The sequence below is a fragment of the Acidithiobacillus marinus genome (assembly GCF_002847505.1).
GTDB lineage: Bacteria > Pseudomonadota > Gammaproteobacteria > Acidithiobacillales > Acidithiobacillaceae > Acidithiobacillus > Acidithiobacillus marinus.
Window position 1 is genome coordinate 94819 of record NZ_MXAV01000013.1, and the last position, 19130, is coordinate 113948.

Here is a 19130-nt window from a genome sequence, read left to right on the forward strand (position 1 = left end):
TCATTGTTTATTTTTCCATGATTATTTTGTGCGGTTTTTATGTTAAGTAATTGACAAATTCACTTAACTATGAGATAACTAAAAGTAAGAATAATAAATTTCAGATATAATATCACTATTATTCAGGGAGATTGTGCATATGTCTATCAAGATTTCTGGCAAGAATAAATTGAAGCGTGAAGGAGGATTGGTCGGGCTAATATTGGCTTGCGTTGGTGCATCCATAGGTTCCGGCTGGCTTTTTGGCCCTTTGTTTACGGCAAAAATGGCTGGTCCTTTGGCTATCGGTTCCTGGATTTTAGGTGCTGCTGCTATTCTTTTGCTGGCCCTGGTATTCGCCGAGCTGGCCCCGATGATTCCGCGAGCTGGTGCAGTAGTGCATCTCGCGCACGTCGGTAATGGCCCGATTGTCGGACACATGTGGAGCTGGATATTGTTTCTGTCCTATGCCTCCATTGCCCCTCTGGAAGTGACTGCGGTGTTGACTTACGCCAATAACTATTGGCCGGGATTGTTACAACCGCACACGGATTTACTGAGTGGGTTTGGTTTTTTTATTGCAGTTATTATGCTCGGTTTGTTTGTGGTGACCAATTTCATGGTAATTGGTTGGGTGCTCAAGGTGAATAACGCGGCCACCTGGTGGAAAATAGGCATTCCATTACTGACGGCGCTCATGCTGATTATTGTGGCGTGGCATCCAGGCAATTTTCACATGCATGTGCACAATACCATGAGTGATGTGCATGGGATGTTTATTGCCATCGCCAGCGGCGGGGTGATTTTCAGCTTACTGGGCTTTCGCCACGCCATAGATCTGGCAGGAGAAAGTAAAAATCCCAAGAGAGATGTTCCCATTGCGGTGATCGGCTCGGTGTTGATTGCTTCGGCGGTATACATTGCTGTGCAGGTGGCTTTTTTGGGTGCTGTGAATCCTGCAGATCTCGCCAAGGACGGTTGGCAACATTTACATTTTCAAGGAGTAAACGGTCCTTTTGCGGCATTGGCGGCAGCGGTAGGTATTGGCTGGCTGGCTACCTTGCTTTATGTAGACGCATTTATTTCTCCCGCGGGTACGGGGCTGATTTATACCACCACGGCGGCGCGTGTAACGCTCGCTACTGCCGAGACTGGCGCCGCTCCTCTGTGGCTGAATAAAATCAATCGGCATGGGGTTCCCTGGGTGACGCTGATCGTATTATTTCTGGTGGGTATCATCTTTTTCCTACCGTTTCCTTCCTGGCAGAAAATGGTGGGTTATATCGCGTCCATGACCGTACTTTCTTATTCTATTGGCCCTATTGCCCTGATCCAGATTCGTAAAGCCATGCCTAATCTTGAGCGCCCATTCCGTTTGTGGGGTGCGCCCGTTCTTGCTCCTCTGGCTTTTGTGGTTTCTACCTGGATCGTTTACTGGTCTGGTTTGAGAACACTGAACTTCATTTTTATTACTTTGTTTGTTTTATTGGCTATTTATGCCTTTACCGGTATTTTTAGAAAAGAACGCTGGTTGGAAATGGGCTGGCAATATATGTGGTGGATATTTCCATACTTCATAGGCTTATGGGTGCTGAGCTGGATTGGTCCTAAAGATCTTGGTGGTGAGGGTTTATTGGCTTTTTTCCCAAGTATGGGAGCATTGGCAATACTGGCTCTTGGGGTTTTTTACTTGGCGATTCGGGATTCAGTGGCTGATAAAACTATGCGTGTTTACATGCGCCAGTTTGGCAATAAAGTGCCTCCATCTGCGCCATAATGATGCCATGACCAGAAACGAAGCAGCGCATCTCGTATTGTAGTATGCTGCTGCTAAAACATCTGCCGACCGTTCGTGAGCCCAGGCTCTATTTGAGCATGGAAAGGACGTATCTGGCTTACCTGAAGTTTCTGTTCATTGCTTTTGGTACGGGTATTATCTCTGAAAAAATGACTTTGCTGCTGGCGGCCTTGCATTTTTATGAGTTAGTACCCTTTTTTCAGGACTTATATCGATTGTTGACCTGGCCAGTGCTGGTTCTACTGTTCATGATTTTTTATTTTTTTGTGCGTGATTTGCGCTACATCAATCGTGGCTCTCCGGTGACCAGCAAAGAAATCCAGGATCCGCGCATCTATTTTTCGGCAGAACGTACTTTTCTCTCCTGGATCCGAACCGGTATCAGTATTGTGATTTTCGGATTTATCATGGAAAAGTTTGACTTTTTTCTCACCAAGCTGGCACTGATGATGCACCGGATTATTACGCTGAAGGCCAGCTTCTCCGGGATGGATGAGATTTTTCTGGCATTGGGGATCATCAGCATTGCGGTCGGTCTGGTGGGGTTCCTTCTCACGGTACATCAGGTAGATCAGGGCGCATATTATCCCCATCATAAACTCTATGGAATTTATGGCCTGATACTGCTGGTTTGCCTATCATTATTGAGCTATTTTCTGGTTTGATGCCTTTGTTTCTTGCGTGCTTCGCATTACGCGGTAGTTTTTTTCATCATCATCGCAGAGTAAAGCACAGGTGCCAACCATAAAGACATGAATCATGCATATGGAAAGCAGCAGCCCACCCATGACGGCAGTCGCAACAACCAGCAACACACCGAGAAAAGCCGTACTGTCGAAATCCAGACCACAAAGCCAGACCAAGAGGAAAAAAGCAGGTGCTGCCAGAACGATGGACACAAGTGCCGCCAAGGCAGCCCTTTGACTTGTTGAAAGAGCGGCAACTCCGGCGCTGTTAGCTGAGAAACTGCCGACGCGAAACACAGGAGCTATCAGTTTTTTCAATAAGGTGTTTTGCGTTATGCTCTTCGCTTGCTGGTCAAAAATAGATGAAGCATGTTGTGTCTGATCGTGTGGTAGACTTTTGCTGGCTATTTGTCGTTATAATCTACCAATTTTCGAGAAAATTACTTCTGAAAGTAGTCAATCTGATATTTTAAAAGAGGATTTTATTGATGCATGGAGCAGATAGCTTGCCTTGGCCTCGCAGTGTCAAGTGGCTACATATTTTTTTGGCGGTATTCATCACCTATCAGTTGATGAGTGAGCTGGACATGAAAGCCATCTGGAAACATGTGGGAATATCTGCCTTTCGGCACTTTCTGTTCATATCCCATATGTGGGTGGGAATCGCCAGCAGCATTGTGATTGTCCTGTTTTGGCTGGTAGTGTTTCGTAATGCCCAGTTGCGTGCCCATTTGTTTCCTTATCATGGTGTTTATTTTTCACGCATTGTGAAAGATATTCAGGGCGCCACGCGGGGTGTTTTGCCTCCGGGTGGGATGCGTGGCGGATTACCAGGCCTGATACATGGTCTGGGCCTTTTGGCGATTTCGGGCATGGGCGTTTCAGGTGTGGTGATGTTCGTCCTGATTTATGCGGCTGGCGGTGTAAAACCCGGGGATGCGTATGCTATTCCGCATGCGGTTCATTCGCTGATTGCCAATCTGGTATGGGCTTACTGGTGGGGCCATATTGCCATGGCTTTTCTGCATACACTCCGTACCCCACGGATATTGCGAATTTTTATTCCCTGAATGACGGGGCGGAGCATCCAGTATGGATTGTCCGCCCTGATAAGTGCCAATTTTTGCTGAACCGCTTGGAGAGACTGATGCGGAAAATAAAGTACAGCTTTGACAGCATACCGTCTAGTTGGTATCTTCAGGATTCCTTCAATCAGCGCAGGAGAAAATCATGACCACATTGACGTTGACTTCCCCTTCAGAAGCTACCGGCGAACTTGCAGAGCTCTATGCAGCCATTGAAAAATCATTTGGTGGGGTTCCAGAAGGTCTGCAGTTATTTGGGGTCAGTCCCAAATTGCTGGCCATACAAATGCAGCTCCTGGGATATTTTGGTCAGCATCCCCGCCTTTCAGCCAATTTCTTGGCCCTTTTGCGTTATGTGTTGTCAGAAGACGGTCATTGCCAGTTTTGCATCGGTTTTAATCAGTCGCTGCTGGTGAATGCGGGTATTGCCCCTGAAGCTATCCAGCAAGCACTGAAAAATCCGCGCAATGGCCCCCTTGAAGACCGTGAAAACCAGTTGCTGGATTATGTGCTGCGTGCCGTGCGCAATCCCCATTCAGTCGAGGATGCAGAGGTGGATCAACTGCGCAAACTGGGCTGGACCGATCAGGATATTTTTGATGCGGTAGCGCATGGGGCGCAGCATAGTGCTGTAGATATCCTCTTTGAAACTTTTCGGGTAGCCCCTTTTTCGGCGAGTTGATCAAGCTTCGGGTGAGCCAGCTTTGGGTTGACAACGGGGGAGTTCCTTTCTAGTCTAGGAGTTTCTAAATTTGTTAACTATTGATGAGCTGGCCCATGTTTTTCAAACAGCGGAGCGATGTCGCCGGAATTTCAACCTACAGCTGCGGCGTTAAAGATTTTGCTGCAGCGGTAGCTGGAGTCGCTGGTGACGAATTGTCGTTTCCGATCGTCATGTTAATCGATACCCATGTTCATGCTGACGATGTGACCACCAATCTAGGTGCGGCGGCATGAGCGTGGAAACGGAGCGTTTTGCTCTGTTTGCCGAGGTCTTTGCGGCCCTGGCTCATCCCAAGCGTCTGGAGATCATCCATTATCTGGGAGAAAAGCAACATACAGCCGGGGAGTTGACGGAATTGACCGGCCTGTCCAAGGCCAATGTCTCTCAACATTTGAGTATTCTCAAGGCTCGTGGCCTGGTGCACTGTGACAAGTGTGGCACTTTCTGTCATTACCGCCTCACCAGCCCCGAGCTGCTGCAGACCTGTGAAATTGTACGGCATCTGATCCTTGAACAAATGGACCTGACCGTTGCCAGTCGGCAAAAACTGGCCGAGCTTGTCCCTTTACGCAAGCAACCGTCATGAGTGCGGACCCGGCACTCGCCGTACACTATCAAAGGGGCATTGCCCAGAATCGTGCTCAGTTTCTGCTACAGACGGTGCAAGTGTTTTTTGTGGGGCTGATTATTGGTATGGAGCGCACCGTGCTCCCCGGACTTGCCCACAATTTTGGTGTAGATAAAGGTCAGTTTTTGTTTCTCGCCAGCTTCGTGATTTCTTTCGGCCTGGTCAAGGGTGCCTTGAATCTGGTGGCCGGTGCTCTCTCAGATGGTATGGGCCGCAAGCGAGTCTTGTTGCTGGGTTGGATGGCTGGCATCCCGATCCCCTTGCTGATCTTTTTTTCGCCCAACTGGTGGTGGATCATTGCGGCCAACGTCTTTCTCGGGATCAACCAGGGTTTCACCTGGACCATGACGGTGACCAGTCAGATTGACCTGGCCGGTAGCCGCCAACGCGGCCTCGCCGTGGGCATCAATGAAGCTGCCGGTTATGTGGGCATGGGTCTGGCCGGTCTGAGCACCGGCTATCTGGCGGTTGCCTATGGTCCGCGCTGGGCCCTGTTAGGTTTTGGCCTGGCAGTCATTGCTCTGGCTTTGTTTCTATGCTTGCGGGTGCAGGATACCATTGCCTGGGTACGGGCCGAGCATGCTGCCCATCCTGGTTCTGCCCCAGCCTCCAGCGCGCCCTGGTGGCAGAGCTTCATCGCTGTCTCCTTCCAAAATCCGCGTTATCGCGCCCTCTGTCAGGCCGGAGTCGCTAACAAGGTGGCAGATACTCTGGTCTGGGTACTATTCCCTCTCTACTTTCTGCAGCATGCCTTGGGGGTGGTGGCCATCGGCTGGATCACTGGAACCTATGGAGCCGTTTGGGGACTTTCGCAACTCTGGACGGGACACCTGGCAGATCGAATCGGACGTAAGCTCCCCATTGTCTGCGGCTTTTTTCTGCTTTCGGCAGGGTTGGTGTTGACCGCACTGGTGCAGAGTTTTGTTGATTGGCTTGGCGCTGCAGCCATCATGGGCCTCGGCATGGCGTTGCTCTATCCCAATCTGGTGACGGCCATGTCCGATACCGCTCCGCCCCTGGAACGTGGTCGCATTCTTGGAGTCTACCGCTATTGGCGGGATACGGGTTATGCCATCGGTGGACTGTTGCTGGGCCTGGTCGCCCAGTGGAATGACAAAATTCTGCCCGCCATTTGGGTGACTGCCGGTATTGTCGCCTTGTCCGGGGTATGGATTGTCTTTGCAGTCCAGGAAACCTATACCCGAAAAATATGATGAATCAGTTTTTTATCAAGACCGATGATGAGATGCCCATCTTTCATTTTTCCTCCAGTTTGAGGTGCTATTACAAAATACCTCGCGCAAAGCGTGAGTGCGCGAGGACTTCATTGTCCAGACTGCAGACTTAGCAACTCCCGAGCCAATTTGCCGTGGATCGGGCCCCGGTGTCAGGGTAGGTGTGTGCATAGCAGCCCCTCTTTGCGGCTTGCGGCTTAGCCAGATGATGACTATGCTGCTTTTTTCCAGATCAGAAAGCGCCCTTATGGAAGCCGTTGCCGACAATTTATTCCCCATCCTGCGCGAAACCTCACTGTTTTCTGCCTGGCCGGAAGACTTGCTGCATGCCTTGCTGCTACAAAGCAAAAAAGTCACCCTGGATTCCGGAGAGATTTTGTTTGTCGAGAAAGCCGCTGCGAGCGCTTTTTATCTGGTGCTTTCCGGTCGCATCCACCTGATTGCGGCGGCAAGCACCGGGCAGGAAAAAATTGTGGAAATCATTGAGCAGCATGACCTGTTTGCCGAAGCCGTCGCTTTTCTGGGTGGACGTTATCCGGTGACCGCTGCTGCGGACGGGAGTACAAGCGTTCTGGAAATTCCCCTCGCCCTGTTCCTGGAAATCCTGGAGCAAAAACCCCTGTTGATGCGTCAGATGTTGGCGCGTCTGAGTATGCGTCTGCATTTTCTGGTCAAGGAGCTGCGCCATCTCAGTGTTGAATCCGCCGAACAGCGCTTGGTCAGTTATTTGCTGGAATTGTGTCCACAGGCTAATGGTTCTGCAGTCATTGAATTTCCCACCAAAAAATCGGCGGTCGCCGCACGCTTGGGTCTGACCCCGGAAACTTTATCGCGGGTGCTGGCCCGCATGCGTAAAGCCGGAGTGATAGAAATGCAGGGACGAACCATCCATGTGCCTGATCTGCAGGCCCTGGAACGCTGGGTGGCCGGTCATTGATCCGGTTATTCTGAACAACGCATGCATTGCACACCGTATCTTTTGATCCACTCTTCCAGTGCCGCGATGGCTACATTACCGGTGCTGACATTGTCGAGAGCATGTGCTGGATCATCGGGTTTCACGCGAGCGATCCAGGCATCATTGTAGGGATCAATATTGATCAGGTGGGGATCTTCCAGCAGTTTTTCATTGCGGTCCATGACTTCACCCGCAAAAGGCACCGGAACACCGCCTGCCCATTTGCCGCTCTCCAGGGTGGCCACATGCCGTCCGGCCTCCAGGTGTGTGCCGACTTTTTTGATGCGGGCTTTTTGCAGGCGGCCTGACATGGTCTGGGCGGGATCTGTGATTCCGATCGTCAAGGTACCATCCTCTTCGGGGCGTACCCACACATAATCCAGATCATAAAAAAGATCCTCCAGCAATTCGCAGCCGTGATATTCACTCATGATTCTGCCTCCGCCTCAAAATCGAGAATACGCCTTCCTGCAGCTTCACCATGATCGGTCAAGGCAGTTGCCAAAATTGGATAAAGTTCATTTTCTTCCTTGGCATCATGTTGTTTGAGAATGGTTTGTACGGTACTTAGAAGATCGTCAAAGGTTTCTGCGTCCTGCTCCTGAATAGCTTCCGCCATTTCCTCAAAAAAAATACGTAAATCCTGATGACCCTTGCGGAGGAGGGCGGTCAGGGATTGGGCTTCATCCCCTTTCTGGCGCTCAAAGGCCGGAAATAATGTGCTTTCTTCCACGGCCATATGGCCATCCACGATGCCATGGCGGAAGGTCTCCAGTAAATGCGCCGCTTCCGGCCATGCGCCTTGGCTCACCGCTTCTGCGCCTTGTTCCAGAAGCTGGTCCAGGCGTTCATGGTCGTGTTGCATGATCTGATCAATGGGTTCCATCATAATCTCCGATGTTGGTGCGATCCTGTGCGGTATGCGCGTGACCGAAGTGCGTTTCTTGAGCATTTGGATGTCATTGTTATGACGCTCCGAGCATTTTCAACACGTCTCCCAAGGGTTGTGCGCCTACGGTTTTCAGGCTGCCATCCACGACAATGGCGGGGACGGTTTTAATGCGCAGGTTACTGACGATTTCCCGCCCCTCCCGTTCCGCGATATCCAGAACTTCCAGTTCCATGGGCACTTTTTCTGAAGCTTCCTTCCAGACCTTTTCAGCTTGCGGGCAAACGGGACACCATTTTGAAACAAGGACTTGTACTTTCATCTTGTGTACTCCTGAGTGGTTGTCATATAGCAACGCAGAATGACTAGCCATTGGGTGCAAAGGCATCAAAGTGGATGTGTGCATGGGAGACCCCATGGGAGAGCAGCAGATCAATAGCCGCTTCGATCATGCCGGGGCTTCCGCAAAGATAGACTTCATGGTTTTGCCAGTGGCCTCGGGCGGCTACGCTGGGCAACAGTCGGCGTGCTCCGGTCCAATGGGTGTCTTCCATGTCGGAAATGGTGGGTGTCACGGTAATCTGAGGATATTGTTGTGCCCATTGCTGCAATTGATCGAGATGATAAAAATCCGCCTGTTTTTTGGCTCCGTAAAACAGATGAACAGGACGATTCTGACCCTGAAGAATACTTTCCTGAATGATGGCTTCAATGGGAGCCAATCCGGTACCGGCGGCAATGCAGAGCATGGGCCTGTTCTGCTCCGGGTGGAGAGCGAAGTCTCCTTGTGGTGGCCCGAGCGTGATGCTGTCACCGCATTGGGCCTTTTTAAAAAGCCACTGACTGAACAGTCCTCCCGGAATTTCGCGGATATGAAAAACCAGCTCGCCATGATCCTGTGGTGGCGTAGCCATGGAATAAGAGCGCCACTGATCCTGATGCTCCGGGACAGCCATACGGGCATATTGGCCGGTACGATATGGATAGGCATTTTCCGGTTTCAAGGTTAATTCCAATACATTCCAGGCCAGCTTGTTCAAGCTGACTATGTGGCTATTCCAGATATTTCCGGAAATGACTTCAGCGCGCAGTCGCATAGGGCTACGTGGATAAAGCTTGCATAATATGCCCATGCCTGCAGCCCGTTCTGCGGGTGTCAAAAGCAGCGGCATAAATGGCCCCTGCTCACTCTCTCCAGACAAAATGGTTCCCTTGCAATCTCCACAGGAACCGCTGGCGCAGCCATGTTTAATGGCCACATCATGGGCTTTGGCCGCTTCGACAATATTCTGATTTTCATTGGCCATAAAACAGATGCCGGAGGGTTCCAGACAAATTTCATATTCCATCCATTGACCTCACTTCGTTTTCACCAAAAAAACGGCGCGGGCCAAAGTCGCAAAAAGGATCCCGGCCAAGCACCGTTTTGTGTTAAATCAAACAGCAGGAGGGACGTCGTCAATGGTTACCGGCACAAAGCGGGAAGGGGCCATTGCTTCATAGGCCGCCTCAATGCATACCGTAGAAGCCAGGTTGTAGGCCTCAATCCAGGATTCCGCCATTTCCCGGGTCCAGGCAGCACCCAGAAAATGCTTCAGGGTATTGAGCAGGCTTTTGCCGACGATGGGATAATGTTCCGGGCGAGTATCATACTTGATATGGGCAATCCCGAGATCTTTCAAATAGGGCACCAGTACTTCCAGATTGTCGATGCTGGTCGCAATCAGAATGACAGAGTTAAACAAACGGATACGCTGCTCGGTCATGTCTCCGGGAAACATTTTCCGGACTTCCGGAAAATGCGTGAACATATAATCATAAAAATGCTCAGCTACCTGTACACCGAGATCCTTTACAGCAGCGCCACTGGATTGAATCAATTGAATATTGATGGTCATGACAAATTACTCCTTGTGCTTGGGGTGTGGATGGACTGTGCTTGACGCGCTACGTGGTGAAAGATAAAGCAGGTTGTGCAGCTATTCCTTGATTTCGGTCAATTTTGAAAATGGCGGCCATGCTTACAGGTTCTTCTGGATAATGCGCCGGGCGCGATTTTGCGCGCGTTGTACTTCATCCTGGTATATGGATGTTTCATATCCCTGTTTCGGAGTGCTGGTCAGAGGTTGCAGAACCGAATGCGGATGCTCGGGCTGCCAGTGGACTTCGGCAATCATGGAGAGCCCGGGCCGGAGTGGGTGTTTGCGCAATTCTGCAGCAGGTATGGCAATACGTACCGGCACCCGTTCCACAATATGGATATAATTCCCGGTGGCATTTTGTGGCGGCAGAATACTGAAAGCGCTCCCCGCTCCGGGAAGCAGACCCAGGACGGTGCCATGAAAATGCACAGAACCTCCGTAATAATCACTGGTCAATTGTACCGATTGTCCGGGGTAGATATGACGCATGACGGTTTCCTTGAAATTGGCGACTACCCATAAATCGTTCAAGGGCACGACGGAGAACAGGCGCTGACCATTTTTAACTTTTAACCCTGGATAGGCAGAGCGCTGGGCGATAAAACCCGAAATGGGGGCGCGGATCAGGTGACGTTGCCAGGTGATGTCGGCCTGCTCATATGCCGCAACAGCCTGCTGCACCAGAGGATTGTCATAAAGCGTGGTGCCTGCTACCAGGGCTTCAGCGCCTTGCAGTTTGGCTTGCGCTTGTGCCACGGCTGCGCTTGCGGCAGTGATTTCTTGTCGGGTATTTTCAAGGCGGATCATAGAAACGGCGCCACTGGGCAGAGATTGCTGATAGCGTGTTAAGTCTATCTGCAGTTGGCGCAGCGTGGCTTTCTTGGCCTGGATATTTTGTTGCAGAGCATGGACCTCCGCGAAATCCTGGCGCACTTGTCGTACTGTCGCGGCCAGATGGGCTTCTGCTTTTTTCATCTGCAGCCGGGAATGACTGCTTTGCAAGATGGCCAGTACCTGACCGGCATGCACAAATTCCGTATTTTCTGCCAGCACCTGCTGGATAGTGCCCTCTGACAAACTGTCCACGGGGCTGATATTGCCGTTCACGTAGGCATCATTGGTTTCAATCCAGTACTGCCCCCGTAAAAACCACCAGAAGATACCGATGAGGCTAACTAGGAAAAGGAGGATGGCAACCCCGAGCAGCCCTCTTCGGCGCTTTTTTTCCAAAGGGTGTTTTTCAGAATCCGGGACAAGCTGCGCTGTACTCATTCTGCTTTGCCTTTAGTCGCATATCCGCCTCCCAGCGCCTCATGTAGTAATGTCCAGGATTGGGCATTTTGGATCTGCAAAAGGAGTTTATGGCTTTGCATGGTTGTTTCCTGAATACGGGTTTGATAAACGGCCATTTTATTGGCGGTTCCTGCACGAAAAGCCGCCTCAGCCAGGACTCGGCTCTGTCTGGCAGCCTGCATGATCTGCGCTTGTTCATGGAGCTGCTGATGAATTTTTTTCCAGCTCGCCAGGTAACGGGCAATTTCCCGCACGGCGCTGAGGATGTTCTGGCGATAATGATCCTGTGCGGCCATATACACGGCATTTTGTGCCTTGAGTCGGGCGCGGAGTTTTCCGCCTTCAAAAACCGGCAAGGTGATCACCGGACCCACCGCATGGGCCAGATTCCCCGGGCTGAATAAATCACCCAGATCAATGCTGTTCCAGCCCGAAAACAGGGCGATATTCACATCCGGATAAAAAGCCGCCCGCGCCGCCTTGATCTGTTGGGCGGCGATTGTCATTTCCCAACGGGCCGCGACAATGTCGGGGCGGTGAGTGATGAGGCGCAAGGGAAGATCCCGAGGAATGGGCATCCGCGACAGCTCCGGTAGCGGAGCGATGGGGATCTGCTCTCCCCAATCAGGTCCGTGTCCGGCCAGAGCCGCTAGAATATAGCGTTGCCGGGCAACAGCGTCCTGTAATTGAGCGCTATTTTGTCGCGCTTCGGCGTAGCGTTCTTCCTGAGCAAAAACCGGACGCGCATCGGCCAGACCATCATGCCAGCGTTGATTCTCCAGCAGAAGCAGGGACTTTTGCAGGTTTTCCAGATGCTGTGCCAGATGCAGACGTTGGGATGTGCCGATCAGCAGAAAATAATGCCAGGTCAGTTGTGATTCCAGTTGCAGTTTTGCTTCGGCATAATCGGCTTGGTGCACCCGCACTTTTCCTATGGTGGCACGGATCTGGTCGCTGTCCCGACCCCATAAATCCAGGTGATAACGCAGCTCCAGCGGGTTGATCTCGGCATAGTCAAAATGCTGGCCATTGGCTTGGAGATGGAGTCCCTGTTTAGAAAAATACTGCCGGGTGAAAGACGCACTGGCATTCCATTGTGGAAGAAGGGCGGCATGTTGTTCCGCAGCAAAGGCTTTTGCCTTGAGAATGCGGGCGCTGACCATCTGCAGCGAGGGGTTATTCCGCAACGCCGCATCAATCAGTTGATTGAGGGCAGGCAATTGCGCCTTTTCCCACCACCGGGATTCGGGCCATGGACCCGGATGAATGCCATCATGCCCCTCAGCTTGAGCCAATACTTGACGGATTTGCGGAGCATGGGCCAGGTGCTTGTTGGGCAGATGTTCTGGCAGGCGCGCGCAGGCGCTGAGTAACAGGCAGGATAGAAGCAGAAAAAATTTATGCATCAGAGGTCAACCAGTTCTTCTATGGCGCGGCGCAGACGAATATCCGGTTCTGCGTAAACCACAGCCTTGCTGAGTAGCAAGAGACCGGCCCCTATCAAAAATCCCCAGGCGGCGATGTAAAAAATCTCATTGAAAGCCAACATGGCCGCATGCTGCTTTATCAGCGCTGCTGTGCGTATATGGCCGATCAGCGTACCGGGTAAGTCCGCAATGCTGCTTTTCCCTTCGGCCAGAAAATGCGCATGGAAAATCATGCGCCGGTCAAATAAGGTGGCAATAAGAGGAATGCCCATAGCCTGTCCACTCAGGCGTAATACATTCAAGAGCACTGTTCCGCGTATTTCGGCCGGACCCGATAATCCCGACAAGGCAATGGCAATGATGGAGGGAAACAAACTGCCCAGGAAAATGCCTACAAATGCCTGGGGCCAGAGCAACTCGGTGAAGGACGCCGGATGATTATAGGAAGCCACCCAAAAACTTGCGGCTGAAAATCCTGTCAGAGAGAGGACAGCCAGGATGCGGGCATCCAGGCGATTCAACAAGCGCTGGGTCAGCATGAAGCTGATTTTTGAGAAAATGGCCATAGGTAATATCAACAGGCCCACCATCCAGGCGCTATAGCCCATCACTAACTGAAAGCCGACAATGTAAATGGCGATGCTGCCCTGAAAAAACAAAGCGGTGAAAAACAGCACCACACTGCCTATCAGAAAATTGCGCCGTTTCAGAAGGCGCAGATCCAGGAGGGGTTGGGGGGTGTACCATTCGGCGATAATCAACAGCAGCAGAGCGATGAGGCTGATAATGCCAAGGAAAATAATGGTCTGAGAGCGCCACCAACTGAGGGTTTCGCCGATGTTCAGGGCGGATTCTCCGGCAGCCAGAGCGATGACCAGGAAGATCAGGCCGCGCCAGTCCAGTGCTGGATGGCGATGTTCCATTTCACGCTCAAAAAGCAGAATCATGCTGACCAGGGCTACGGTAATGGCAATGGGTATGTTTACATAAAACAGCCAGCGCCAACCGATGGTATCCGTAATCCAGCCGCCGATGACCGGGCCGAGGGTGAACGGGGTAAGGGCAGCAATTCCCCACAGACCCAGTCCGATATTGCGGCGCTGAGGATGGTAGTGGCGCAGAATAATCTGCAAGGAAACGGGAATGGTCAGTCCTCCCACATAACCCTGAACAATCCGTGCGATCAGGAAGCTGTCATAGTGATTGGTGACGGCACATACGCCTGAAGCCAGGGCGAACATGACAAAAGCCGCCGTCAGAACACGCATTTCCCCCCAGCGATGTAATAACCAGGGCGATGTGGGAAAGGCCAGGGCCATGGCCAGAAAAAAATCAGCCTGTGTCCAGTCGGCAAAATCGGGGTTGACCCCTAAACTACCCGCAACATGGGGGATCATGGGCAGATAGGCGCCGGTATTGAAGAGCACCAGGAAATGTCCCAGACCAATGACCAGATTCAGCAGCACTACCATGCCGGTACTCAACGGAGAAACTGTCTGGGCGTTTTGAGGAAAGGTCATTATGGGGTATCCGCTTCTATGCTTATTTGCCAAACGGGCCGATAATGCAGGGGCTGCAAATATAGATCAAATTGGTTATATATATATAAACTATCGGGTATAGCGATATATGGATACGGAATTACTGCTGACTTTTCTTACGGTGGCCAAAAGTGGCGGCATCAGTGCAGCGGCGCGAAGCCTGCACCGGAGTCAGCCGGCCATCACCGAGCGCTTGCAGAAGCTCAGCCAGATGGTGGGAGAGCCCTTGACCATGCGTCACGGACGCGGCATTCAGTTGACGCCGGCCGGCGAAGCGCTGCTCTCGACAGCGCAGCGGATGCGCGATGTGATTGATGAGTTCGAGGACATCATGTTGCGCCGCCAGCGTTTGCAGAGTGGTGTTTTGCGGATTGTTGCCACCAACACCGTGGCCAATTATTTTTTGCCGGAAAGACTGGTGTCTTTTCAACGGCAATTTCCCGATATAGAACTTCAGCTGCGGGGAGGGGTGATCGACTGGTCCAGTATTGCCCTGTCCGATTGGGATTTGTATTTTCTGGAAGGTGGCCTGGATCTGGAAGGTTTGCCTTCCTACTATTCGGTGACACCTTGGCTGGATGATGAAATCATGACCATTTTTCCCGAAGGGCATAGCCTCCTCCAGCAAGCGGAATTGACACTGGAAAATCTGCTACCTTATCCCCTGATCTGGCGCGAACCCGGGTCGGGTATTCGCCGTTCTGTAGAAAAAGCCTTTCAGGAAGCCCGTTTGACACCCCGACAATCCATTGAGGTTACCGGTGTTGAAGCAGTGGGCGCTGCCGTGGATGCCGGGCTGGGAATTGGCTTTGTAACGGCCGCCGCCTTGCGTTGCCGGAAAGACTGGCGGGTCGTGGCGCGCCGCCTGCCCGCACCCTTGGGCATTCAGTGGACCTTGTATATGGCCAGACCCCAACCCGCCTATCAGTCCCACACTATCCGAGCCTTCCTGGAATTTCTGGATACCGGAACGGTACATCTGCAACAGGCCGGAGTGTGATTCCATGGCAATGAATGAGAAGATTTTATCCGTAGCGCCCATGCTCGACTGGACGGATCGTCATTGCCGGCATTTTTTGCGACTGATCTGTCCCTCTTGTGTGCTCTTCACAGAGATGCTGACCACCAACGCCCTTTTGCTGGGACGCGACCCGCAGCGTTTTCTGGAGTATTCAGCGGCGGAACATCCTCTGATTCTTCAAGTAGGGGGAGATGACCCCGAGGCGATGCGCCGGGTCTCCTGGCTGGCCAGGGAATATCAATACGATGGCATTAATCTCAATGTGGGTTGTCCTTCGCCACGGGTGCAAAAAGGCAGTTTTGGGGCTTGTCTCATGGCGACTCCCGAGCATGTGGCCGAGTTGATGGCTGCCCTGGCCGATAGCGGCCTGGCGATCAGTATCAAACATCGGCTAGGACTGGATCGGGAAGAAAATTATGCGGCCTTGCAGCAATTTGTAGACAGGGTGGCGCAGTCGGGGTGCAGGCATTTCATTGTCCATGCCCGCAATGCCTGGTTGAAGGGATTGAATCCGGCAGAAAATCGCGAAATCCCACCCTTGCGTTGGGATTGGGTACAACACCTGAAACAAGATTTCCCGCATCTGCAGATAGAAATCAATGGGGGTTTCAAAACTCCCGCCACTGTGCTCGAACAGTATCCCTATGTGGACGGGGTGATGATTGGCCGTGCTGCCTACCATAACCCCCTGCTGCTGGCCGAAGTGGAAATGGCCATGGGCAGGCGCGCGCAGTTACCTGAGCGCGGACAAATTCTGGAAGGTCTGATGACCTATGCCGAAAGCTGGGGAGAAGCACTACCGGCTCCAAGATTGAGCCGCCATTTGCATGGTCTTTACTACGGTGTTGCCGGCGCCGGGGAATGGCGTCGCTTTTTGGGTACTGCTGTCCTGAACGAAAGCGCCGCAGATTTTCTGCGGCGCGCATTGCAACAATTCGCGTAAAAGCCCATCAGGCCAGGACGTGATGACTGATTTCCAGCAGGCGCAGGGTGCGCTGATCACGAATCCGGTAGTACACCCGACTGGCGACTTTGCGGACCAGAATCAGCCCAGAATCCTGGAGCAGGGCCAGATGCTGGGAGGCATTGCTGTGACTGGTATTGATGGCCTTCACCAGATGCTGCATGCTCATTTCGCCGCGCCCCAGCAGGCAGATGATTTTATAGCGCAAAGGATGAGACATGGCCTTGATGACTTCGGAGAGTTGCGCAATCTCCCGTTCGGGGATGATGGTATTTTCCGTGGTTTTCATGGTAGCTCCTTGCTTGAGTATCGTTGGATAACCTACTCCAGCCATACAGCATGAACCGTGCCACGTTATTTATCGCTTTGATAAATAGTGAATAAAAATAAAACAGGGGGTTTTCGTGAAGGGTTTATCAGCGAATGCTGTAGACGCTTGGCTACGGTTTTTTTGATGAAAATCTTGTCTACTGATTAATATACGGTTTTTGCTGTTTTCTGAAGGCGACAACCACGGTTCGGAGGCTGTCGCCATGGCACTGCTTAGAGATGATTACGCCAGTACTGATCTTCCTTATCCATGATACGGATTGCCTCGTCGGGTCCCCAGGAGCCGGCGGGATAAGTCAGGATATAATCTGAGTCCCGTCCCCAGGCCTTGATGATCGGATCTACAACACGCCAGGCCCACTCCACTTCGTCAAAGCGAATAAACAGCGCCTTATCGCCTTCCATGACATCCAGCAACAAGGCCTCATAAGCATCCAGCTCCTGTTCTCCATCCTTGCGATAGGAGGCATTGAGCTGTACCGGGCGAACGCGCATTTCCAGTCCCGGTTCCTTGATCTGGATTTCGGTTTTCATACTTTCCGGCTCCAGGGAGAGCAGAATCCAGTTAGGTTCGATTTTTTCGATGCTGGTTTCCCGAAAAAGCTGTTGCGGGGTATGGCGAAAGCGAATGGCGACACTGGATGTTTTGTTTTCCAGGCGCTTGCCAGTACGCAGATAAAAAGGCACACCACGCCAGCGCCAGTTATCGATGTAAAATTTTGCCGCTACATAGGTTTCGGTGACGGAGTTGGTTTCTACCCCGGCTTCGTCCTGATAGCCGGGAACATGCTGATCGTCCACGACTCCCGGACCATATTGGGCACGCATGGCATAAGCCGTCACCGCCGATTTGGGGATGGGACGAATGGAGCGGAGCACCTTCACTTTTTCGTCGCGCAGGGTATCGGCTTCCAGAGAGGGCGGAGGTTCCATGGCCACCAGGGTCAGAATCTGCATCAGGTGATTCTGGAGCATGTCGCGCAACGCGCCAGCCTGATCATAATAACCGGCCCGGCTTTCGATACCGCCTTTTTCGGCCACGGTAATTTGTACGTGGTCAATATAATTACGGTTCCAGAGTGATTCTATTGCCAGATTGGCAAAACGGTACACCATCAGATTCTGAACGATTTCCTTGCCTAGATAATGGTCAATGCGATAAATCTGTTCCTCGCGGAAATGATGGTGCAGTTGCTCGTTTAGATGTATGGCACTTTCCAAGTCATCGCCGAAGGGTTTTTCGATGACAATACGATAATCCCCCTCCTGATTGAACCCGGCACCCGAGAGCTGCTGGACGACCGGAATGAAATCGGCGGGTCGGATAGCCAGATAAAATATGGTGGCAGCCGGTTTGTCCGCGCCTTCAGGAGTGAGAGCGCTGCGCAGTTGTTGATAGGATTCCTTGTCGTGAATTTCGCCCCGTACATAACTGAAATGTCGGCAAAAATCATCGAAGTGCTCGGGATGGTAATTTGTGGCATAGGTTTCCAGCTGTTCGCGGAGAAAGTCCTGCCAGCCATGATCGTCCCAGGGACGCCGACCAAAGGCGAGAATGCGCATTTCTTTAGGCATCATCCCGGCACATTCCAGATGATAGAGGGCGGGAAGCAATTTTTTGCTGGCCAGATCGCCGGTGGCGCCAAAAATGACAAACTGGCAAATGCACTGATTATCCACTCAGTCCTCCTTTTGTACGGCATGGCCGCCAAACTGATTACGCATCATGGCCAACAATTTGGCCGCATAGTCGTCCTTCCCCTGTGAGGCCCAGCGCATCTGCAGGGCCAGGGTAATGACCGGTGCCGGGATTTTCATGGCCAATGCCGCCTGTGCCGTCCAGAGGCCTTCGCCGGAATCTGCCACCACCGGAGCAATGTCGTCCAGAACCTGATCCTTATGTAAGGTGTCCGCTGTCAGATCCAGTAGCCAGGAGCGCACGACACTCCCGTAGCGCCACATCTCGGCCACATTGGCGAGGTCCAGGTGGAATTCCTCTTTGGCCTGCAAAATAGCAAAGCCTTCCGCCAGCGCCTGCATCATGCCGTACTCGATCCCATTGTGAACCATTTTCACAAAGTGCCCGCTGCCCACGGGTCCACAGTGGAGCCAGCCCTGATCTTCTCCGGGGGCCAGGGCTTTCAGGAAGGGGGTCACCCGGGCTACCGCTTCCTGACTGCCGCCCACCATCAGGGCATAGCCTTCTTTTAAGCCCCAAACGCCACCGGAAACGCCAGCGTCTATATAATGCACTCCTGCGGCTTCTACTTTAGCGGATTGGGCCATGGAATCTTCATAAAGCGCATTGGCACCATTGACCAGGATGTCTTCCTTACTGAGCAGCGGCAGCAACTGATCAATATGGGACTGAGTAGCTTCACCAGCAGGTAGCATCAACCAGATGACCCGGGGGGCAGGGAGCTTCTGGACCAGTTCTTCCAAGGTGCTGGCCGCATGCATGCCCGTTTCCTGGGCCAGATCGGTGGCCTTTTGCGCATGGCGATTGTATACCGTGACATCCAAGCCCTTGAGGTGCAAGCGTCGCGCCATGTTGGCACCCATCCGACCAAGACCAACCATGCCAATTGCGGGTTTACTCATGTCCAACTCCTTCGCGTATGCGTCTGTCGGGAAAATGATATGCTTAGAG

The 19130-nt window shown here is 52.1% G+C and carries 22 protein-coding genes; 10 read left to right on the forward strand and 12 right to left on the reverse strand.

Going from position 1 to position 19130, the window contains the following annotated elements:
* Positions 1-139 precede the first annotated feature (139 nt).
* Positions 140-1756: an APC family permease gene (locus B1757_RS04450; protein WP_101537173.1), complete on the forward strand. Its 1617-nt coding sequence runs from the start codon at positions 140-142 to the stop codon at positions 1754-1756.
* A 98-nt stretch (positions 1757-1854) separates the two neighbouring features.
* Entirely contained in the window at positions 1855-2442 is a 588-nt protein-coding gene (locus B1757_RS04455; RefSeq protein WP_253253705.1) for a YidH family protein, read from the forward strand.
* Here B1757_RS04455 and B1757_RS04460 read toward each other — a convergent pair.
* Complete coding sequence (locus B1757_RS04460; protein WP_216360817.1) at positions 2419-2781, reverse strand: hypothetical protein; 363 nt, start codon at positions 2779-2781, stop codon at positions 2419-2421. The genes B1757_RS04455 and B1757_RS04460 overlap by 24 nt on opposite strands.
* A 188-nt stretch (positions 2782-2969) precedes the next feature.
* Between B1757_RS04460 and B1757_RS04465 the strand changes: the two genes are divergently transcribed.
* The 6 genes from B1757_RS04465 (at position 2970) to B1757_RS04490 (ending at position 7072) form a co-directional block, all read left to right on the forward strand.
* Positions 2970-3533 (forward strand): cytochrome b/b6 domain-containing protein, encoded by a 564-nt coding sequence (locus tag B1757_RS04465; RefSeq protein WP_253253706.1) that lies wholly within the window; start codon positions 2970-2972, stop codon positions 3531-3533.
* A 160-nt stretch (positions 3534-3693) separates the two neighbouring features.
* Positions 3694-4230: a carboxymuconolactone decarboxylase family protein gene (locus B1757_RS04470; protein WP_101537176.1), complete on the forward strand. Its 537-nt coding sequence runs from the start codon at positions 3694-3696 to the stop codon at positions 4228-4230.
* 95 nt (positions 4231-4325) lie between these two features.
* Positions 4326-4505 (forward strand): hypothetical protein, encoded by a 180-nt coding sequence (locus B1757_RS04475; protein WP_143484215.1) that lies wholly within the window; start codon positions 4326-4328, stop codon positions 4503-4505.
* The gene (locus tag B1757_RS04480; RefSeq protein WP_101537178.1) at positions 4502-4858 is read left to right on the forward strand and encodes an ArsR/SmtB family transcription factor; all 357 of its coding nucleotides are present in this window, start codon (positions 4502-4504) and stop codon (positions 4856-4858) included. The genes B1757_RS04475 and B1757_RS04480 overlap by 4 nt, the downstream gene beginning before the upstream one ends.
* Positions 4855-6114 carry an MFS transporter gene (locus B1757_RS04485; protein ID WP_101537179.1) on the forward strand — a complete coding sequence of 420 codons (1260 nt, stop codon included), beginning with the start codon at positions 4855-4857 and terminating at the stop codon, positions 6112-6114. Before B1757_RS04480 ends, B1757_RS04485 begins: the two co-directional genes overlap by 4 nt.
* Before the next feature lie 268 nt (positions 6115-6382).
* On the forward strand, positions 6383-7072 hold the full coding sequence (locus tag B1757_RS04490; RefSeq protein ID WP_101537225.1) for a Crp/Fnr family transcriptional regulator: 690 nt from the start codon (positions 6383-6385) through the stop codon (positions 7070-7072).
* Between the two features lie 5 nt (positions 7073-7077).
* On the opposite strand, the gene B1757_RS04495 is transcribed toward B1757_RS04490, so the two are convergent.
* From B1757_RS04495 to B1757_RS04530, 8 genes are all read right to left on the reverse strand, one after another.
* A complete protein-coding gene (locus B1757_RS04495; RefSeq protein WP_101537180.1) occupies positions 7078-7524 on the reverse strand; it encodes a biotin/lipoyl attachment domain-containing protein in 447 nt (148 codons plus the stop codon).
* The gene (locus B1757_RS04500; protein ID WP_253253707.1) at positions 7521-7982 is read right to left on the reverse strand and encodes a hemerythrin domain-containing protein; all 462 of its coding nucleotides are present in this window, start codon (positions 7980-7982) and stop codon (positions 7521-7523) included. The genes B1757_RS04495 and B1757_RS04500 overlap by 4 nt, the downstream gene beginning before the upstream one ends.
* Positions 7983-8058: 76 nt before the next feature.
* Positions 8059-8304: a thioredoxin family protein gene (locus B1757_RS04505; RefSeq protein ID WP_101537182.1), complete on the reverse strand. Its 246-nt coding sequence runs from the start codon at positions 8302-8304 to the stop codon at positions 8059-8061.
* Positions 8305-8347: 43 nt separating this feature from the next.
* Complete coding sequence (locus B1757_RS04510) at positions 8348-9331, reverse strand: FAD-binding oxidoreductase (RefSeq protein WP_101537183.1); 984 nt, start codon at positions 9329-9331, stop codon at positions 8348-8350.
* A gap of 87 nt (positions 9332-9418) precedes the next feature.
* On the reverse strand, positions 9419-9880 hold the full coding sequence (locus B1757_RS04515) for a globin domain-containing protein (protein WP_101537184.1): 462 nt from the start codon (positions 9878-9880) through the stop codon (positions 9419-9421).
* A gap of 123 nt (positions 9881-10003) precedes the next feature.
* Positions 10004-11176, reverse strand: coding sequence for an HlyD family secretion protein (locus tag B1757_RS04520; RefSeq protein WP_101537185.1), 1173 nt, complete (start codon positions 11174-11176; stop codon positions 10004-10006).
* Positions 11173-12603 carry an efflux transporter outer membrane subunit gene (locus B1757_RS04525; RefSeq protein ID WP_101537186.1) on the reverse strand — a complete coding sequence of 477 codons (1431 nt, stop codon included), beginning with the start codon at positions 12601-12603 and terminating at the stop codon, positions 11173-11175. The genes B1757_RS04520 and B1757_RS04525 overlap by 4 nt, the downstream gene beginning before the upstream one ends.
* A complete protein-coding gene (locus B1757_RS04530) occupies positions 12603-14144 on the reverse strand; it encodes a DHA2 family efflux MFS transporter permease subunit (protein ID WP_253253708.1) in 1542 nt (513 codons plus the stop codon). The genes B1757_RS04525 and B1757_RS04530 overlap by 1 nt, the downstream gene beginning before the upstream one ends.
* Positions 14145-14253: 109 nt before the next feature.
* Between B1757_RS04530 and B1757_RS04535 the strand changes: the two genes are divergently transcribed.
* Positions 14254-15165 carry a LysR substrate-binding domain-containing protein gene (locus B1757_RS04535; protein ID WP_101537187.1) on the forward strand — a complete coding sequence of 304 codons (912 nt, stop codon included), beginning with the start codon at positions 14254-14256 and terminating at the stop codon, positions 15163-15165.
* Positions 15166-15169: 4 nt separating this feature from the next.
* Positions 15170-16129 (forward strand): tRNA dihydrouridine(20/20a) synthase DusA, encoded by a 960-nt coding sequence (gene dusA / locus B1757_RS04540; protein WP_101537188.1) that lies wholly within the window; start codon positions 15170-15172, stop codon positions 16127-16129.
* Between the two features lie 7 nt (positions 16130-16136).
* Here dusA and B1757_RS04545 read toward each other — a convergent pair whose 3' ends face one another.
* The 3 genes from B1757_RS04545 to gnd all read right to left on the reverse strand — a co-directional run bounded on the left by B1757_RS04545 (position 16137) and on the right by gnd (position 19081).
* Positions 16137-16439: an ArsR/SmtB family transcription factor gene (locus B1757_RS04545; RefSeq protein WP_101537189.1), complete on the reverse strand. Its 303-nt coding sequence runs from the start codon at positions 16437-16439 to the stop codon at positions 16137-16139.
* A gap of 254 nt (positions 16440-16693) precedes the next feature.
* Positions 16694-18160, reverse strand: a complete 1467-nt coding sequence (gene zwf, locus B1757_RS04550; protein WP_101537190.1) for a glucose-6-phosphate dehydrogenase — start codon at positions 18158-18160, stop codon at positions 16694-16696.
* Positions 18161-19081 (reverse strand): phosphogluconate dehydrogenase (NAD(+)-dependent, decarboxylating), encoded by a 921-nt coding sequence (gene gnd / locus B1757_RS04555; protein ID WP_101537191.1) that lies wholly within the window; start codon positions 19079-19081, stop codon positions 18161-18163.
* Between the last annotated feature and the right edge of the window lie 49 nt (positions 19082-19130).

Bases quoted from the DNA above. Each gene is read 5' to 3' on its own strand.
- B1757_RS04450 (WP_101537173.1), top strand. From the start codon at position 140: ATGTCTATCAAGATTTCTGGCAAGAATAAATTGAAGCGTGAAGGAGGA.
- B1757_RS04455 (WP_253253705.1), top strand. From the start codon at position 1,855: ATGGAAAGGACGTATCTGGCTTACCTGAAGTTTCTGTTCATTGCTTTT.
- B1757_RS04470 (WP_101537176.1), top strand. From the start codon at position 3,694: ATGACCACATTGACGTTGACTTCCCCTTCAGAAGCTACCGGCGAACTT.
- B1757_RS04475 (WP_143484215.1), top strand. From the start codon at position 4,326: ATGTTTTTCAAACAGCGGAGCGATGTCGCCGGAATTTCAACCTACAGC.
- B1757_RS04480 (WP_101537178.1), top strand. From the start codon at position 4,502: ATGAGCGTGGAAACGGAGCGTTTTGCTCTGTTTGCCGAGGTCTTTGCG.
- B1757_RS04485 (WP_101537179.1), top strand. From the start codon at position 4,855: ATGAGTGCGGACCCGGCACTCGCCGTACACTATCAAAGGGGCATTGCC.
- B1757_RS04490 (WP_101537225.1), top strand. From the start codon at position 6,383: ATGGAAGCCGTTGCCGACAATTTATTCCCCATCCTGCGCGAAACCTCA.
- B1757_RS04495 (WP_101537180.1), bottom strand. From the start codon at position 7,524: ATGAGTGAATATCACGGCTGCGAATTGCTGGAGGATCTTTTTTATGAT.
- B1757_RS04500 (WP_253253707.1), bottom strand. From the start codon at position 7,982: ATGATGGAACCCATTGATCAGATCATGCAACACGACCATGAACGCCTG.
- B1757_RS04505 (WP_101537182.1), bottom strand. From the start codon at position 8,304: ATGAAAGTACAAGTCCTTGTTTCAAAATGGTGTCCCGTTTGCCCGCAA.
- B1757_RS04510 (WP_101537183.1), bottom strand. From the start codon at position 9,331: ATGGAATATGAAATTTGTCTGGAACCCTCCGGCATCTGTTTTATGGCC.
- B1757_RS04515 (WP_101537184.1), bottom strand. From the start codon at position 9,880: ATGACCATCAATATTCAATTGATTCAATCCAGTGGCGCTGCTGTAAAG.
- B1757_RS04520 (WP_101537185.1), bottom strand. From the start codon at position 11,176: ATGAGTACAGCGCAGCTTGTCCCGGATTCTGAAAAACACCCTTTGGAA.
- B1757_RS04525 (WP_101537186.1), bottom strand. From the start codon at position 12,603: ATGCATAAATTTTTTCTGCTTCTATCCTGCCTGTTACTCAGCGCCTGC.
- B1757_RS04530 (WP_253253708.1), bottom strand. From the start codon at position 14,144: ATGACCTTTCCTCAAAACGCCCAGACAGTTTCTCCGTTGAGTACCGGC.
- B1757_RS04535 (WP_101537187.1), top strand. From the start codon at position 14,254: ATGGATACGGAATTACTGCTGACTTTTCTTACGGTGGCCAAAAGTGGC.
- dusA (WP_101537188.1), top strand. From the start codon at position 15,170: ATGGCAATGAATGAGAAGATTTTATCCGTAGCGCCCATGCTCGACTGG.
- B1757_RS04545 (WP_101537189.1), bottom strand. From the start codon at position 16,439: ATGAAAACCACGGAAAATACCATCATCCCCGAACGGGAGATTGCGCAA.
- gnd (WP_101537191.1), bottom strand. From the start codon at position 19,081: ATGAGTAAACCCGCAATTGGCATGGTTGGTCTTGGTCGGATGGGTGCC.